Source organism: Streptomyces silvisoli (assembly GCF_029269905.1).
Lineage (GTDB): Bacteria > Actinomycetota > Actinomycetes > Streptomycetales > Streptomycetaceae > Streptantibioticus_A > Streptantibioticus_A silvisoli_A.
Window position 1 is genome coordinate 32,884 of sequence record NZ_JARJBC010000019.1, and the last position, 16,271, is coordinate 49,154.

The 16,271-nt window shown below is 67.1% G+C and carries 14 protein-coding genes; 7 read left to right on the forward strand and 7 right to left on the reverse strand.

The window, feature by feature from the left end; all coding sequences use genetic code 11:
* The first annotated feature begins 190 nt into the window (after positions 1-190).
* Both P3G67_RS25980 and P3G67_RS25985 read left to right on the forward strand, forming a co-directional pair.
* Complete coding sequence (locus P3G67_RS25980) at positions 191-430, forward strand: hypothetical protein (protein ID WP_276095669.1); 240 nt, start codon at positions 191-193, stop codon at positions 428-430.
* Between the two features lie 331 nt (positions 431-761).
* A complete protein-coding gene (locus P3G67_RS25985; RefSeq protein ID WP_276095670.1) occupies positions 762-1,034 on the forward strand; it encodes a GlsB/YeaQ/YmgE family stress response membrane protein in 273 nt (90 codons plus the stop codon).
* Positions 1,035-1,393: 359 nt separating this feature from the next.
* On the opposite strand, the gene P3G67_RS36130 is transcribed toward P3G67_RS25985, so the two are convergent.
* Entirely contained in the window at positions 1,394-1,792 is a 399-nt protein-coding gene (locus P3G67_RS36130) for a hypothetical protein (RefSeq protein ID WP_276095671.1), read from the reverse strand.
* 194 nt (positions 1,793-1,986) lie between these two features.
* Between P3G67_RS36130 and P3G67_RS25995 the strand changes: the two genes are divergently transcribed.
* From P3G67_RS25995 to P3G67_RS26005, 3 genes are all read left to right on the forward strand, one after another.
* Complete coding sequence (locus tag P3G67_RS25995) at positions 1,987-3,432, forward strand: ATP-binding protein (RefSeq protein ID WP_276095672.1); 1,446 nt, start codon at positions 1,987-1,989, stop codon at positions 3,430-3,432.
* Positions 3,433-4,046: 614 nt separating this feature from the next.
* The gene (locus tag P3G67_RS26000) at positions 4,047-4,598 is read left to right on the forward strand and encodes a thioesterase II family protein (protein WP_276095673.1); all 552 of its coding nucleotides are present in this window, start codon (positions 4,047-4,049) and stop codon (positions 4,596-4,598) included.
* The gene (locus P3G67_RS26005) at positions 4,595-5,137 is read left to right on the forward strand and encodes a GNAT family N-acetyltransferase (RefSeq protein ID WP_276095674.1); all 543 of its coding nucleotides are present in this window, start codon (positions 4,595-4,597) and stop codon (positions 5,135-5,137) included. Before P3G67_RS26000 ends, P3G67_RS26005 begins: the two co-directional genes overlap by 4 nt.
* On the opposite strand, the gene P3G67_RS26010 is transcribed toward P3G67_RS26005, so the two are convergent.
* Positions 5,101-6,288, reverse strand: a complete 1,188-nt coding sequence (locus tag P3G67_RS26010; protein WP_276095675.1) for an integrase core domain-containing protein — start codon at positions 6,286-6,288, stop codon at positions 5,101-5,103. The two genes, P3G67_RS26005 and P3G67_RS26010, sit on opposite strands and share 37 nt — an antisense overlap.
* 110 nt (positions 6,289-6,398) lie before the next feature.
* Positions 6,399-6,554: a hypothetical protein gene (locus tag P3G67_RS26015; RefSeq protein ID WP_276095676.1), complete on the reverse strand. Its 156-nt coding sequence runs from the start codon at positions 6,552-6,554 to the stop codon at positions 6,399-6,401.
* Between the two features lie 510 nt (positions 6,555-7,064).
* Between P3G67_RS26015 and P3G67_RS26020 the strand changes: the two genes are divergently transcribed.
* Both P3G67_RS26020 and P3G67_RS26025 read left to right on the forward strand, forming a co-directional pair.
* Positions 7,065-8,768, forward strand: a complete 1,704-nt coding sequence (locus P3G67_RS26020; protein ID WP_276095677.1) for an FAD-dependent oxidoreductase — start codon at positions 7,065-7,067, stop codon at positions 8,766-8,768.
* 1,069 nt (positions 8,769-9,837) lie between these two features.
* Complete coding sequence (locus tag P3G67_RS26025) at positions 9,838-10,605, forward strand: bestrophin-like domain (RefSeq protein ID WP_276095678.1); 768 nt, start codon at positions 9,838-9,840, stop codon at positions 10,603-10,605.
* Positions 10,606-10,626: 21 nt separating this feature from the next.
* On the opposite strand, the gene P3G67_RS35885 is transcribed toward P3G67_RS26025, so the two are convergent.
* The 4 genes from P3G67_RS35885 to P3G67_RS26045 form a co-directional block, all read right to left on the reverse strand.
* Positions 10,627-10,791, reverse strand: a complete 165-nt coding sequence (locus P3G67_RS35885; protein WP_313881312.1) for a hypothetical protein — start codon at positions 10,789-10,791, stop codon at positions 10,627-10,629.
* A 303-nt stretch (positions 10,792-11,094) separates the two neighbouring features.
* Positions 11,095-11,772: an integrase core domain-containing protein gene (locus P3G67_RS36135; RefSeq protein WP_276095679.1), complete on the reverse strand. Its 678-nt coding sequence runs from the start codon at positions 11,770-11,772 to the stop codon at positions 11,095-11,097.
* Positions 11,773-12,503: 731 nt separating this feature from the next.
* Positions 12,504-15,806 (reverse strand): serine protease, encoded by a 3,303-nt coding sequence (locus P3G67_RS26040; RefSeq protein WP_276095680.1) that lies wholly within the window; start codon positions 15,804-15,806, stop codon positions 12,504-12,506.
* On the reverse strand, positions 15,803-16,147 hold the full coding sequence (locus P3G67_RS26045; RefSeq protein WP_276095681.1) for a trypco2 family protein: 345 nt from the start codon (positions 16,145-16,147) through the stop codon (positions 15,803-15,805). The genes P3G67_RS26040 and P3G67_RS26045 overlap by 4 nt, the downstream gene beginning before the upstream one ends.
* Positions 16,148-16,271: the final 124 nt, after the last annotated feature.

Sequence of the window (16,271 nt, forward strand, 5' to 3'; positions counted from 1 at the left end):
CGGTCGGCGCCGCCGTTGCAGTCACAAATCTCGATCTTCGTGCCGGTCAGAGGTCTGGTTGTTCCGGGCGTCCAGGCAGCAGTCGACGAAGGCGCATACCAGCAGCCACCCGCGCTGAGGGGCCTCGGAGCGATCCGGTAGAGCACGGTGCGGCCAGCTGGGACGGTGGCGCTGATGGTGCCGTCGCCTCGTGCGGCGTTCGCCGCTCAGTCCGCTGCTGGAGTTGGAGATGCTGCGGCTGGGGGTGGAGGGCAAGGCCGCGGGCTGGCGGACGCTGCGCGAGGCGGCCGACGGCGAGCCGGCGCTCTCCGAGAGCCTGCTCGACGACCTGCTGGAGCGGGCCGAACGGCAACGGGACACGCTGGAGAGCTTGCGGCGAGAGCGGGCGGCGCATGTCTTCGCGCCGGAGCGGGCGGGTGGCCAGGCGTAGCACGGTCACGGCACACTCATTGGACGGTCGCCCGTCCGGAGCAGCGGCTCGCGGCCGTCGTCGAGCTTCACTCGCTTGCTGGCCGGAAGTAGGCGGCGTCGGTGGGGGCGTCGGCGGCCTGCTGTCGGCGGCCGGCCCGGGGCGTGGCGCGGAGGCTCGATCGGTCATGAAGCTGGCACGACGCGATGGAGCTAAATTGGTGGGACAGCCGAAAAGAGGCGTGAAAGGGATATTGGTACGCCCACGATGTCGTGAGGGAGAGCGGGAAGTCCTGTCCGCGGGAGATGGGCGTCGGCAGTCGGTGTGATGCGATCGGCGATTGGAGGCCGTCGTGGGAATCGTCGCCTGGGTAGTGCTCGGGTTGCTCGCTGGCATCATCGCGAAGGCGCTGATGCCAGGAAGGGACCCAGGCGGGTGCGTGGTTACGATGGTCATCGGCATCGTGGGCGGCCTCCTCGGCGGCTGGCTCGGGAAGGTGATCTTCCACGTCCACTCCATCAAGGGGTTCTTCCACCTCTCCACCTGGATCGCGGCCATCGTCGGCTCGGTCATCGTCCTCATCATCTACCGCCTCACTCTGGGAAGGCATCAGCAGAACCGCTGATCGAGGCCGACGCCGCCGACCTTGATGGCGTACTGGCCTTGGCAGTTGAGCAGGAGGCGCGCAGCGTGGGCGGAAGTGGGCGGTGAATGCGACTTCACCTCCTGTCGGGCGCGTCATCACGCGCGAAGCCATCATCGAAAACGGACGCCGTGGCAGAAGCCACGAGGTGCCTGCTCTGAGGCAGCTCGCGTACGACTGGCTACCGCCATGGGCATGCGTGGTCGGGCTGAGCCGATCTGGTCGGATCTTCGACGTGCCGCCACCGATTCGCTGCTCCAAGTGGGTCCAGTCTCCGGGTGCGTCACAGGTTTTCAGCCCGCGCCCATCGCCCATGCCGGCAGCTCCGCGCCACGCCCGCGTCACCCCTGGCCGGACTGCGCAGTGCGCGTGATGGTGACGCACCAGCCGTACGGACTGGCGACGCGGGTCGACTGGCCGTCGGTCGGCCGAGTGAGTGTGGCGGCGACCTTGATACCGAGGCGGCGAGTTCGCCGTGGGTTCTGCGGTATCCGCACGGGCCGTTCTCGCGGGCGTAGCAGAAGTCGGCGCAGCCTCCCGGTCGGGAGGCGGTGGAGCAGGCCGGCGAGAACCACACGGTCGGTGTCGGTGAACTCGGGTCTGCCCACCTGGAGTTGCAGGACCAGCAGCTGGTGGCGCAGCGCCAGGATCTCGATTTCCTTCCCACGATCGCGCATCGGTAGCAGGCGCAGGAGGGCGAAGGTGTTCGTGACCGTGAGGTAGGTCAGACGGAGCAGCACGTCAGGTCATGATGCCGCCCGAGCCATGTCGCAGTGAAGCCAGGCGGTCAAGCGGCGGGCACGCTCCGAAATCGATGATCAAGGCCGTTCCTGCACGGATGATTTATCGGCACCCGCACTGCTGAGCGCGGCGCCAGCGCGGTCGGGCCTTGGTAGAATGTACCTACATAGATTAGAGCTACAAAGGTGGCGAAATGGCTTCGATTTTTGTCGGCAGGACGACCGAGCTGGCTCTGCTCGAGAAACGTCTGGAGCGGGTCGCCGCGTCGGGTTCTGGGACGGCCGTGGCCATTCGGGGGCGTCGTCAGGTGGGTAAGTCGCGCTTGGTGCAGGAGTTCTGTAACCGGGCGGGTGTGCCGTATCTGTTCTTCACCGCAACGAAGGGGGCATCTCCGGTCGAGGCGGTGACCGGGTTCTTTGCCGACCTCAAGGAATCCTCCCTGCCGGCCGACCCGGAGCTGGTTCCCGCGCGTGCGGCGGGGAGTTGGCCGGATGCCTTCCGGGTGCTGGCCTCGGTGTTGCCGGATGCACCGGCCATTGTCGTCCTCGATGAGCTGCCGTGGCTGGCTGAGCAGGATGATCTGTTCGATGGCGCATTGCAGACTGCGTGGGACCGGCTGCTGGCCAGGCGTCCTGTGCTGTTGCTCCTTTTGGGCAGCGACATCCACATGATGGAGCGGCTTACCGCCTACGACCGCCCGTTCTACGGGCGGGCTGACAATCTCGTGCTCGGTCCGCTCAACCCGGCAGAAACCGGTGGCGCGCTGGGCCTCGATGCTGCCGACGCGATCGACGCCCACCTGGTCTCCGGGGGCCTGCCCGGCATCCTGCGTAGTTGGCCGCACGGCACTCCGGCCCTCTCTTTCATCCAGGGTGAATGTGCCGACCCCGCCTCTCCGCTGTTCAGCGTGCCCGAATCATCCTTGCTGGCCGAATTCCCCTCGCCCGATCAGGCGCGCCGGGTCCTGGAAGCGGTGGGCAGCGGGGACCGCACCCACGCCAACATCGCCGCTGCTGCGGGCGGCCGACAAGGAGCCCTGCCCTCGGGGTCGTTGTCGCCGTTGCTGCGCCGCATGGTGGAGGAGAAGCGAGTTCTCGCCATCGACGAGCCGCTCTCGATTCGTCCGGGCAAGCCCGCGCTCTACCGGGTCGCCGACAGCAACCTCCGTTTGTATCTGGCGGCCCTGCGATCCGCGCAGGAACAGGCCCGTCGTGGACGGCCCGAAGCGGCTTACCGGCTCGTGGAACGCCGTTGGGCCACCTGGCGGGGCAGGGCTGTGGAGCCGCTGGTGCGTGAGTCACTCGAACTCGCCGCGGCATCCGGCGTCCTGCCCTGGCCTGACACGGAAGTGGTGGGCGGCTGGTGGAACCGCCAGTTCAACCCGGAGGTGGACCTGGTCGGAGCGGACCGTGCACCCGTCGCCCGGCAGGTGCACTTCGTCGGCTCGATCAAGTGGCTCGGTACCCCGTTTGACGATCACGACTTGGCAGAGCTTCTCCGCAGCGCCCCCCAGGTACCTGGCTTTACCCTCGGCAGTACAGGCATCGTCATTGCCTCCTTGTCCGGCACTATCCCCAATCTCGAACGGGGGAAGACTGATCTCATGTGGGGGGCGGGGGACGTCCTCTCCGCCTGGTAGCCCTTGAACGTGCCTGGGTTGTCGTGCCGCTACCTTCACAAAGGGCAGTTGACGGCTGATCTGTACGGCGAGGTAAGGCTCTTGACGGTGCATGAGCGACGCGAGATGCGCAATACGCAGCCAGATGGAGGGAATTGCCGCGCGGCTGGGGGTCAAGCGGCCGCAGGTTCAAATCCTGTCGTCCCGACTTGCGAAACCGCAGGTCGAAGGCCGTTTCCGTGAGCAACGGAAGCGGCCTTTATCGTGTTTGCGGTGGGAGCGGATGGGGAGCCCTCTGGGAGCGCTCTTGCTCCCAGCCTCAAGTGGTGCCAATCGGGGGCGATTTGTCCGTCGCCCGGTCGGGTGGATGTGGGGCGCGGTACGGGGACGTTGCGCGCCGTCGTCAACCGGTGGGCGGCGAGGTCACCCGGGATGATGTTGATGTAGCGGCCATCGAGAGGTCTAAATGCCCCTTGGCGGGTTCTGGTTGACCTTTGGCCATGGGAGCGGGGTGCGATGCTCCCCACGGGACGGGGGCGCGCAGCAGCCGGAATTGCCGAGGATCTCTATGCCTGCAAGTCAGCGCGCCATACCGGTGTGCGTTGCGGCGCTCACAGTCCCGTAATGCCCGGGCAATGCCCCTTGGCGCCGCTCCGCAGACGGGGCACTCCCCAAACGGGAGCGCGGTAGGGCGCCGATGCGCCGTCGAACTGCCCGGCCGGCTGGCCCGCTGGAGCGAGAACGCCTTCGAACGGGCCGAGCCGCTCGTTGAGTCGCTCGCCACCGTGCTGGCGGGCGAACTCGATGTCCCTTACGCACTCTTCGGGCACAGCATGGGCGCTCTCTTGGCGTTCGAACTGGCCCGGGCGCTGCGCAGGCGCGGCGCCGACGAGCCGCGTGTCCTCTTCGTCTCTGGTGGCCCCGCACCTCAACTCCCGCGTCGACTGCCGCAGATTCACTCGTCCCCTCGGCGATCCGCGCCCGGCCCATCCGCTCGGGCGCGGATTTGTGGCTTGTCGGCACGAGCAGGGCCTGCAGCGTGGCGGGCGCCCAGGTGTAGGCGGGCCCATCCTGCGTTGGACACCACCACGGCCGGTTGTGATCGCCCCCTGGGATTCCGGTGGGCCGATGACTGCCCGCCGGTTATCCTGCCTCGTCCTGACAAACAGGGAGGTCTCTCACCATGAGCAGCACCACGTTGCCTTTTCCCGATCGGATTGAGCTCACGGGGGAAGGTCTCGTCCTGCGCGACTGGACGGAAGCGGACCTGGGCGCGATGCCGGACTTGTTCGACCACCCCGACATCGCGTACTGGACGCCGATCGTCTCCCCCTTCGATGAAGCGGCCGCCCGCGCACGACTGAACCGAGACCGGCAACTGCGGACGGAGGGCACGACCATCCTGCTCGCCATCACCGTTGACGGTCGCGCCCCGCTCGGCGAGGTGATGCTGCGGCGTACCCCCGAGGGCACAGAACTCGGCTACGCGATCGGCCCGGCGCACCGCGGCAGGGGGCTGGCTGCGCGGGCGGTGCGGGTGATGGCTGCGTATGCCTTCGAGCAGCTGGGCGTCGAACAAGTGATCCTTGGGCTGGAGGCCGAAAACGCCGCCAGCGTCGCCGTGGCCACCAAGGCGGGCTTCAGCCTGCTCGACGTGCCGCTGATCAAGGGGGAGGAGAAGGGGCGGCCCTATGCACTGCAGACGTGGGGTCTGAATCGCTCCTGACACTCAGCCTTCGTCTCTTTGCGGTGCCTGTCCCGCGTGAAAATCCCGGTTCGGGCTGTTGACCGGGTCGTTTGTCTGGGTGCAGTTAGAGGTCGTCTCATTTGGCGTATGTCGAGGTGGGCGATGTCCTCGGGGTGGGTGATCTGTTGGGGGAGTGGGTGTAGCGGCCGCGCGTTGGTGAGGGCCTGGTGCGGTCGGTGCTCGTTGTAGAAGTGCTCGAACTCGCGCAATGTGTGAAGCAGGTGGGGCTGGTTCCAGATGAGCGTGCGGTCCAGCAGGTCGCGTCGGCAGGTCTGTACCCACCTTTCCATGATGGAGTTCATGCGGGGGATGCGGACCCCGGTGAGCACGGCCTTGATGCCCGCGTCCTGCAGGACGGCGTCGAACAGCGCGGGGAATTTCCCGTCCCGATCCCTGATCAGATAGCGGGCGCGGTTGCTGGCGTCCTCGAGGTCCATGACCAGGTTCTTCGCGGCCTGGGTCACCCAGGACGCGGTCGGATGCTCGGTGGGGCCCAGGATTCGGATCCGCCGGTTGGTGTGCTCGGTCACCGCGAGTACGTACAGGCGGGCTCCGGACAGGGTGCTCGTCTCGAAGAAGTCGCACGCCAGGAGTGCATCGGCCTGGGAGCGCAGGAAGTCCGTGCAGGTGGTGGAGGTGCGTTCGGGCGACGGGGGGATACCGGCTTCCTTGAGGATCTGCCAGACCGTGGAGGCGGCCATCTTGATGCCGAGGACGAGTAGCTCCCGGTGCAGGCGCCGGTACTCCCATGCCGGGTTTTCGGCGGCCAGGCGCAGGACCAGGGCTTGGATGGAGCGCATGGTGTGCGGTCGGCCGCCGCGCTTGGGCCGGGAGCGAGTGGCGTGGCGGGGGGCGATCAGGTCGCGGTGCCATCGAAGAACGGTGTCTGGTTGTACCAGCAAGCGCATTTGGTGCAGCGCGTGTGTGGGCATCCGGTGCAGTAGGGCTGCTAGAAAGGCTCGGTCGCTCGCCTCGAACCGTACGCGCTGTCCGCTCAGCTGCCGCTCCAGCACGGTGATCTGATGGCGCAGTGTGAGGATCTCCGTATCCTTGTCGCGGTCGCGCGTCGGCAGCAGTCGCGGAATCGCGAACGCGTTTGTCACACCCAGATAGGCCAATCGCAGCAGCACGGCTGATCATCATTCCGGGGCAATCGCCGGTCTCGCCAGAGCGCCGACCCGGCGACACGGTCGACACCCCGCGAATCCTTGCTCAACGGCCCTCACCAGGGCGGATGAGGTTATCGGCAAGGGCACCCTTGGAGCTGGCGTTCCAGCACGGCGAGTTGGTGCCGCAACGCCAGGACCTCCACGTCCTTGTCCCGACCGCTGCTCGGTAGCGGACGCAGCGCGGCGAAGGCGTTCGGCATCGTCAGACAGGCCAAGCGGAGCAGCACGATCGATCACCATGTTCGACGTCCCCGACCGCCGGTGGTGAGAAGGCGCGATCCGCCTCTCACCTGCATGGATGGACTTCTCGGCACCCACAGGGGCGCGCTCGCCCCGGACATCGCCGCAGCCGCCTGAAGGTGGCTTGAAATCGCCGTCGTCGCGTGGTTCCCGTAGCGAGGACGCCGGTTTTCCGGCCTGTGCAGGGGGACGGGGCGGGATGGGGTTGGTGGCCGCCGCGGACGGAGTGCAGGGGCCGAGCGGCCCGAGTAGATGGCCGGTGCATCGTTTCTGCAGCATTGCGGGGTGGAATCACCCCGGAAAATTAGTTCGAATTAGTCACCGAAAAACAAGAATGTTGTTCGAGGGGATAGAACGCGAAATCAAGCTACAACGAACCGTTCTGATGACGGCTCATGTATGAGCCGGATAGCCTATTTGGTGTGAAAACTGAAAATCCAGGTTCCGTTGGACGGCGTGGATTCATCGGCGTCGCCGCGGCCCTCACGGCGGGTACTGTGGCCGCCACCACCGGACTTGAATCGTTCACCGTTGCCCGGGCGGACAGCCGTACCGTGGGCACCAGCGAAGACCTGGCGCGCAAGCTGCTGCTGGTCGGCGACAACGGTGAGGACCTAAAACTCCACTACCTGCACATCCTCATCGACCACGGACTGCCCAGGACCAGACGGCCGAAGAAGATCCTCATCGTGGGCGCTGGAATCTCCGGTCTGGTGGCCGCGAGCCTGCTGCGCGCGGCCGGTCACTCGGTCACCATCCTGGAGGCGAACGGCAATCGGACCGGGGGGCGGATCAAGACGTTCCGGGGGGTGTTCTCCGACACGTCGCTGCACGCCGAGGCGGGGGCCATGCGGCTTCCCGATTTCCACCCGTTGGTGCTGGCGCTCGCCGACAGGCTCGGTGTCAGGCGGCATCTGTTCTACAACGTGGACGTCGCACCGGGAGCGCGTGCCCGCGGTGCGGTCCCGCCGGTGGTCTACAAAGCGTTCACCGGTGAGACGTGGACCAACGGCGGGCCCACGCGATTCACCGCACCTCCTGCCACGCTGAACACCCTCGTCCAGGTCAACGGCGTGAAGGTGACGCGGGCGCAGTACGCCAAGGCACCGGGCGCGGTCAACCGTTCGTTCGGGGCCTCGGTGGCGACCCCCATGTCCGTGGCCGTGGACAAGGCGCTCGCACCCGTCACCGTTTCGCCGGGATTGAAGATCGATGACCAGATCGCGGCGTGGACCAGAGTCATCAACCGCTTCGACGACTACTCGACGCACCGCTACCTCATCGAGCACGCTGGCTGGAACCTCGCCCAGGTTCAGGCGGCGGGCACGCTGGAGAACATGACCTCGCGGCTGCACTACTCGCTGATCCCCGCCCTGATGGACCGCGCCATCATCAATCCCACCTCCCGGTACTGGGAACTCGAAGGGGGGACCCAGTCGCTGACGGACAAGCTCAGCGAATCCCTGAAGGGCGTGATTCGGTTCAACCGACGCATGACCAAACTCGTTCAGACAACGCATGGGGTCGTGATCGAGACGACTGCCGAGTCTGGCGGGGAGGACTCATGTGATGGCGCCCCGCGAAGTCCCGTGGAGGTGTTCCGGGGTGACTACGCGATCGTCACCGCGCCGTTTTCGGCGGTACGCTTCTGCGAGTTCGAACCGGCCCTGTCCTACCCGAAGCAGCGAGCCATCACCGAACTCCACTACGATTCGGCCACGAAGGTGCTGCTGGAGTTCAAGAACCGCTTCTGGGAGCAGGGCCCGGGAGGGTTCAGTGGCGGTGGTTGTGTCACCGACAGCCCCAATCGATTCGCCTATTTCCCCTCCCTGGTCGAGGGGGCGAGGGGCGGCGTGGTACTCGCGTCCTACACATGGTCGGACGACGCCATGCGCTGGGACTCGCTCACCCCAGGCGAACGATATGCGTTCGCGCTGGACAATCTCGCCCGGCTGTTCGGCCCGCGGGTCCGTGCGGAGTTCACGGGGGTGGGGGCCACGCAGTCCTGGGCCAGGGCCCGCTACGCCCTGGGCGAGGCCGTCATCTTCACCCCGGGGCAGTTGCACGAACATCATGCCGCTGGCCGGACTGTGGAAGGACGCGTCCACTTCGCCGGAGAACACACCAGTCTCAAACCGGCGTGGATCGAAGGCGCCCTGGAGAGCGCAGTCCGCGTTGGCCTCGAACTGAACGATCGCTGATCCCGCATGACTACGCGGGTGCCGCTCGCCGGAAGCTTCGGTCCAGGTGAGCAGGGGGTGGGACAGGTCATGACCAGGCAGGACGGACCCTCAGCGTGGTGTGAGCCGGCCGGCGTTGGCCGGTCGGCCAACGCGCCGCTCGGCTCGACCCGCCGACGGGCCATGGCCGTGCTCCTCGCCGGCAGCGGCCTGGGGATCGCACTGGCCCCTGCTGTTCAAGCGGCACCCGGACCACAAGGAGATGCAGGAAGGCCGAACCGCTCTGTGTCCGCGGGGCTGGGAGCCGAACACACCGGGCACGGCCGGGCCGTCGCACGCCGGTCGGGAGTGCACATCGCGATGGGCTGCTCCACCCGAACGCCCGCGGGAGCGCCTGCCGTGTCCCGCACCGGCCCGGCCGGGTGTGCACTCGCCGTCGTGGTCTGCGATGGCGATTCCTTGATCGAGGTGTCATTGTCGTCGCCGGCGGGTGTGGTGGGCCCCTGGTTGGCTGTACGCCTCTCCACCGATGTGGGAGAGGACTGCCTGATGCCACGCCCGACACCACCGCCACAATCCCCGGTCCCGCCCACTCCGGTCCCGCCCACTCCGGTCCCGCCCACTCCGGTCCCGCCCACTCCGGTCCCGCCCACCCCGGCCCCGCCCACCCCGGCCCCGCCCACCCCGGCCCCGCCCACTCCGGTCCCGCCTGCCCCGGTCCCGCCTACCCGGGTTGCCCCTCGCCCTGGCCCGGCTCGCGTGCCCCCGTCCCCGCCGATCCGCTCTTCGCGAGCGGTCCCGCCACAGCCCCTCAGTCCGTCGACTCGGTCGCATCCGCCCGCCTCCCCGACGGTGCACGCCACCGCCCCAGTACCGACGCCGACCGTGCCGTCGGCGGAGCAGCCAACCGATCCAGGTCCCCCCGATGAATCGCAGCGGTGGTGGCTGCTCACCATGATGGCCGTCCTGCTGCCCGCGGCCCTCGCCGCGGTGGCACCGCGCATCGTCCATCGCGGCCGCTGAATCACGTGCTCATCGAGCCCTCGCTCGCTGAACCCGCCCACATCGCTTCGCCAGTCCGGGAGTTTCCATGTCCGCCTACCTCGTCAGCCTCCTCGCCATCCTGGGTGGGATCGTCTTCGCCCTGGCCATCGGCAAACTGCTGGGCCGCGGCCAGCGCGTGTCGACGGGCGAGTTCAGCGGCCAGGCACTCTCCCTCATCGGAGGCGTACTGCTCAGCTCGTTCGTCCTGCTCACCGGATTCCAAGTCGCCGGCAGCTGGTCCGCGTTGAGCACGGCACGAGCCCGCACCTACGACGAAGCCCGTGCGCTCACCGACGTCTACTGGGCGGCGGGCGGGCTGCCGGATGAGGGCCGCACCAAGGTGCGTGCGCTGCTGAAGCGGTACACCGACAGGGTGGTCCGGGAGGAGTTTCCCACCCTCGCCACGGGAAGGACCGACCCGGCGTCATGGCAAGCGCTGGACGACGTGCGGGGGGCGTTGAACACCATCGAGGTCAGCCGGGCCGACGAGGTGGCGGCGAAGTCCGCGGCCCAGTCCAACCTGGCGACCGTGTACCAGACACGCGCCGACCGCGCGGCCCAGGTCCAGGCGGGCATGCCGGTGGTGACGTGGCTCGCGTTGCTGGTGGCCGGCTGCTTCCTCATCGCCTTTCCGGCCATCCTGGGCCTGGCGGACCACCCGCGCAACGTCGTGGGCCTGTGTTTCGTCGGCGCGGCGGTGGCCTTCGCCGTCTGCTTGACCGCACAGCTCAACCACCCTTTCCGGCAGCCGTTCGCCGTGCGCCCGACAGCGTTCTCGTTCGCGGAAACGCGTTTCCATCAGATGGACGGTTGACCGGCTGACACCCGAGCCGCATCACGTGCCACTCGGTGCCTCGGTGAACGAAGGCGGCTCGGTGCCTGGCGGATGATGCCCCAGCTCGCAGCGAACCGAGCGAGCCAACTGACGGCGCCGCACCGCGTTCTCGTGCCGCAGCACCAGCAGTTCTGCGTCCTTGGAGATGTCATGCCGCAGCAGCAACGCGGGCAGCGACAGCAGGTGGCGGGTGACGGTGTACAGCGTGGACAGGACGAAGATGATCCCAGTCGGTAGAACCGCTGCTCGGGGGCCCGGGCTGCCATTCCTCGCGGCGACGGGTCGACCGCCCGCGACCGCTCACCCCTCACCGGGGCCAGCACTTCGGCATCACGGAAGGCGACCAACAAGTCCTCGAAGTAACCCTGTTGACGGTAGAACGCCGCGATCTCCAAGGGCAGCGAAGCCTGTGCCCCCGGCCCTGGGCCCTGCCTGGCCTCGGTCCTCTGAAGGGTGTCAAAACTCCGATCAGGCTGCTGAACTGGGGACTTCCTGCGGGCCGCGAGGCGGTCTAATCGTTGTGGCGTGGTACTCGTTGGGCAGTCCGCCGAGTACTCGGCGGCGTTGGACTGCGGCAGTGGGTAAGGCGATGACGTTCGGATCATCGTTGGGGGCTCGTAGGTTGAGGCTGCGGTGGGCGCGGCCGGTGTTGTAGTGCTCGGCGTAATCGCTGAGCGCAGTGCGCAGGTGTCGTTCGCCGGTGATGGGGAGGCGGTCGGTGCATTCGGCGCGTGCTGTGCGTATCCACCGTTCGGCGACTGCGTTCGATCGCGGGCACTGCGGTGGGGTCGGGATGACAGTTGTGTCGTTGCCGGTGAAGACAGCGTCGAATGCGGTGGTGAACTTGGCATCGCGATCACGGATCAGGAACCGGAAGTTGTCGGCCCGGTCTCCCAACTCCATCAGTAGGTTCCGGGGGAGCTGGGTCACCCACTGGCCCGTGGGGTGGGCGGTGATGCCGAGGACGTGGACGCGCCGGGTCTTGATCTCCATGATGAAGAGGACGTAGAGGCGTTTGAGGAAGACGGTCTCCACGTGCATGAAGTCGCAGGCCAGGAGGGTGTGGGCCTGCATGCGGAGGAAGGTGCGCCAGGTCTGTTGCGAGTCGCGCTGCGGTGCGGGCGGCAGACCGGAACGACGTAGCACCCGGCGGATGGTGGCAGCAGCGACTCGGTGGCCGAGCCGCCGCAGCTCACCTTGGATCCTGACGTACCCTCAGGTGGAATTCTCCTCGGCCAGGCGCAGGATGAGCGCGACGATCTCTTCGGGCAGTGGGGGGGCGACCGGGCCTGACCGGTGGCTGGCGCCACTTCCAGCGCAGCAGGCGCCGGTGCCAGGCAAGTAGCGTGCCCGGGGCGACCAACCGGTGCCGTCGCAGGGCGGGCGGCTGATGCCGCGCAAGAGCGGAGAGCAGGGCACGGTCGGCCCATGACATCCGCGGCCGCTTGACCTGTCGGCGCAGGACGGCGACCTCGTGGCGCAGGGTGAGGAGCTCGGCCTTGTACGCGGCGGAGGAGCGCCCCAGCAGTGTCAGCCAGCCCAAGAGTTGGGAGAAGATCAAGTACAGCAGCCGTAGACCCACGAAATGAGATCATGCCCGGGGCACGGCCGCCCACACATCCGCTGGTCAGCCGCTGTACGGCAGTAAAGACACCCTTCAGCCGTAATAGCGAACCGCACACGCGTTGCGGGCCGGACCCGCCTGCCGGTAGTCCTCCACCGGTGTTCTCGCAGCACAAAACCCGGTCTGCATCGCAGGCCCACAGGCACCCTGCCGCTGGCGGCTTGGGTCGGCTGCGGCGGCTCGTCGTGGTTCGGACGACGCCGCAACCTCGGTGCCAATCGATCGACCTGCGGGTGGACTCCCTGGGGGCTATCTAATTGGACGGCGGCCGATACGACCGTCGAAGGAGGTGGAGGTGGTTGTGCCATTGGACTTGACCATTTGTGAAGGCTTCAGCTCCGCGGATCCGCCCGTCGGCGCGGGAGACCCCGGAGATCCAGATACGGAGGTCCGACACACGCTGCAACGGGGCCAGGTCTATCGCCTGACGGCCTCTCTGTCCGGATACGAGCAGCAGGTCGGTGAGTGCTGGAAAAGCGGAGGGAAGGTGGGCAAGGTCCAACTCCCAGTCAGCTTCGCCGAGCACCAGGGCCAGGCGGGTCACCCCGGGGTGAACCAGGGCCGATGGTACTGAGTACTCCGTCTCGGATGCGACGCTGAGCTCGGTTAGGGCGGGCAGCCCCCGAAGTTCGCCAATGGCTCCAGCGGCCCGGTCGAAGAGCCACAGGTGGGTAAGGGAAGTCCATCCGGCCGTCTGCGCTGCCCAGTCAGCTGGCATGGCCATAAGAGTCAACATCTTGAGCCCTGGGAGTGGCGGCAGCGAGAACAAGGCTTCATCCGAGCCCAAGCCCCACCCCATGGGAAGAAGCGGAGGGGCCTCGGACGAGGTCATGGCCCCCGTGGCGCCGGATCCGAGATCGAGCTCAGTCAACTTGCGCGCGTGAGACAGGGCTGCGAGTGAAATGCCGTGGCGCAGGGTCGACTCACGCAGGTGCAGGCTCTGGACGCCGTGCTCCTCGGCGAACTTGGCTGTCGCTTCGATGGGGAGGGCCCTCTGCACTATGAGGGCCTTGACCTCGCCCACAGCCCGCGCATGGGCAAACTGATCGAGGGAGAGGATCCTCAGGAAGCGCAGGTCCAGTCCCGCCAGCACCTCATCGACATAGTCGGGACCCGGGAAGGCGTCCCACATCGCCGCAAGAGTGGCGGCCAACTCCTGGCGCTGCTCGCGCGGGATCCGGGCGAGGAATCGGAGGGCTTCTGGGCCTCCGACTTCGCCCGCCAGGAAAACGGCGTTGATACAGAGCTGCGGATCCTGCCAGTCGAAGTCGCGCTGCAGGGCGGCCAACAGGTCGGGGCCTACGGCCGCGTATTGACTGAAGTCAGGACGCACGGGGCTGAAGTCGGTACGGCCACGCCTTTTCTTGGCGATCGTACGGAAGGACTTTGCGACCCCGGCGATCAGGGACTCTCGGTCTTCCGCTGACATCTGCACGGCGTATGGGATGCACGATGCAGCGGCCATCCGCATGCGTGCTCGGTGGTTTCGGTCCGACACCAAGCGTAGTTTCCGGCGCAGTTGCGCGACGAACTCGCCGGTGTCCGCCAGGTTGCACTGGCTCATCGCGAAGTGCAGGACGTCGTCCCAGGCCTCCTCCCCGGCATGGCTTGCCAGTTGACCGAAGGCGCGCTGGGCGACCATGTCGGTAGCCGCGAGGTAGTCCTGGAAGGTGCGGTGGCTGAATCGCAGCAACTCCTCGCTGGGGGCGACGAGCAACCCGCTGCGTTCTTGCAGGGCCTTGCGGATGTCCTCTGCCGAATGGGCCCCGGCCTCACGACCGAGGCTGCGTAGCCGATCCTGGACCTTCTCGTCGAACCGCTCTGGGGGGATCTCCCGTTCTCCCTCGGTGGTGAGGTACCCGGCGATCCAGGACAGGATTGCGCGGCGTTGATCGACATCGAGGTGGGGAAGCGGGTCTGGAACCTCCCTGTCCGCGTCGCGCAGGCCAAGCATCATGTCGATAGTCCGGGCATACAGCTCCTGCCGGAAACGGGGGAGCCGGGTGCCGTGCACCTCGTGCAGTTTGCACAGGACGGCGCACAGCAGCGGGGTCGCGGCGAGCGCGGACAGATCCTCCGAGGCGTTGATGTGCTGCGTCAGCGCGGCTTCGAGACTGGAGAGACGGTCGATGCGGCGCCCACGCTCCTCATCGCTGAGCCGGGAGGAGCTGACGCCAAGGATGGCAGCTTGATGCCATTTGTGGATGAGCTCGGCACGCTGCTCCTCGTTGAGCTCGAGGAGCTTGAGCTCGACGAAACCGAGTCGGTCCGGTGGATTCCAGTGGTGCAGTGCCTCCGGCCGTCCCGTGACGATGATGTGCAGCGACGGGAAATCTCTCAGTAACTGGTTGATCCAGCGCAGGACCCGGTCGCGGTGGGCCTCCAGCACCTCGTCCAAACCGTCCACCAGCAACAGCGCACGGTCTTGGTCGAGCATGCGACGAACCCAGCCGTCCGGGGGAGTGGAGCCGTTCGCCATCCGGTTGAAATGGAGGAACTGCTCTGGTTCCGGCGGAACCCCATCGAGGCCCTCGACCTGCTTCCACCGCGGCGCGTACATGTCGCGCAGGCGTATGAGGAAGGGGACTCGCTCGTTGAACGGCTCCAGCGGACCAGCACACGAGCGGCGTGCGATGGAGACGGCCAGCCATTCCAGGAGGGTGGACTTGCCAGCCCCGGGGTCACCCCGAAGCAGCAGCCGGGTGTTCTTCGGGATCAACTGCTCGACTGGGCGCTCCTGTGCGGTAGACGACCGGCCTATAGTGGGCAGCCCCGCGTGGAGGCTGACATAGGCGTGCTCGATGCCGATGTCATCGGCGAGATGCCCGTGCATCCCCAGTCCGAACAGCTCGATATGCCCGTAGCGGCGGATCACCTCCTTGCGGTACGCATCCAGGAAGGAGACGTCGCGGGCCTCCGACTCGGTGATCGGCTGCGGGACACGGAACACCGCGTCGGCCAGGGGCAAGGCATCGAAGAAGGCTCCGATCGGTACGGCCTCCAGCCGGGAGTGGCCCCAGTCGGCCGAGTCACGGACGATCACGCCCACCAGCCAGCGCCCGGCATGGAAGACCGGGGCACCCGACATGCCCCGCCAGGGTGCTGGGCCCTGGGGAGGGTTGCTGAGGAGTTCGAGCGAGAGGTAGCCGTGGATGTCGGCGCTGTTCGGCGCTATACGGAAGGAGACCTCGAGCGGGGCGACACCAGCCGTCGCCCTGGTCATGACAGCTGGTAGACCGAGAGCAGAGCAGTCGTCGAAGCGGGCGTCTGACGCCAGTTCGCTCATCTCCACAGACGGCAGCTCGTCCGGATCGGCCAGGCTCTCTGCCGTGAGCAGGAGAGCCACATCGCTCTCGATCCGCAGCACCTCCGCCGACGTGCTGCGCAACGTCTGCAGACGACAGACCTGCAGTTCGGTGGCTGGGACGTTCGCGACGACATGGCCAGCCGTCAGTACCAGGCGAGGGTTGAGAAGGTAACCGCTGCCGCGTACCTCATCGTTCGCCGTGGTGACGGCGACGAGGTGCGTGCGGCCAGGGTGCCGGGGAACGCTCACCGGACGAGACGGTGACCGGAGTCCGTGTTGCTGATCTCAGGACTCGTGCCGGTGGCGGCGTTAACCGGAGTGAGGTTGAGTTTCACGCGATGTGTCTGCGCCGTTGAGCGCTTTGCGTCGGCGTCGGCCGTGACGACCCACGCCTTGACGCCGCCCTTGACGCTGCGGTCGCGGGTGAGCGCAACGGTGAACTCGAGCTCGATGGGCCCGACCTGGAAGCGGATGTCCGAGTCAGAATCGGTTGCGGCGGCCTCCGTAATCTGGGCCCGCAGCGCCTGCACGGCCGTCACCAGATCGATCTGCGGGACACCGGTGTCCGCATCATCGCGCGAGCTTGACACAGTCAACTCTCCTACGCCTCGGGTAAGTTGCCGGGTGTCATGATGCTGCACGGGCGAGCCCGCGCGCACATGATCCGACCGTCTGGGCACCGCCTATCGCAAAAACACACCCGTGCCACGCCTC

Bases quoted from the DNA above. Each gene is read 5' to 3' on its own strand.
- P3G67_RS26025 (WP_276095678.1), top strand. From the start codon at position 9,838: ATGTCCGCCTACCTCGTCAGCCTCCTCGCCATCCTGGGTGGGATCGTC.
- P3G67_RS25995 (WP_276095672.1), top strand. From the start codon at position 1,987: ATGGCTTCGATTTTTGTCGGCAGGACGACCGAGCTGGCTCTGCTCGAG.
- P3G67_RS26000 (WP_276095673.1), top strand. From the start codon at position 4,047: ATGCCCCTTGGCGCCGCTCCGCAGACGGGGCACTCCCCAAACGGGAGC.
- P3G67_RS26005 (WP_276095674.1), top strand. From the start codon at position 4,595: ATGAGCAGCACCACGTTGCCTTTTCCCGATCGGATTGAGCTCACGGGG.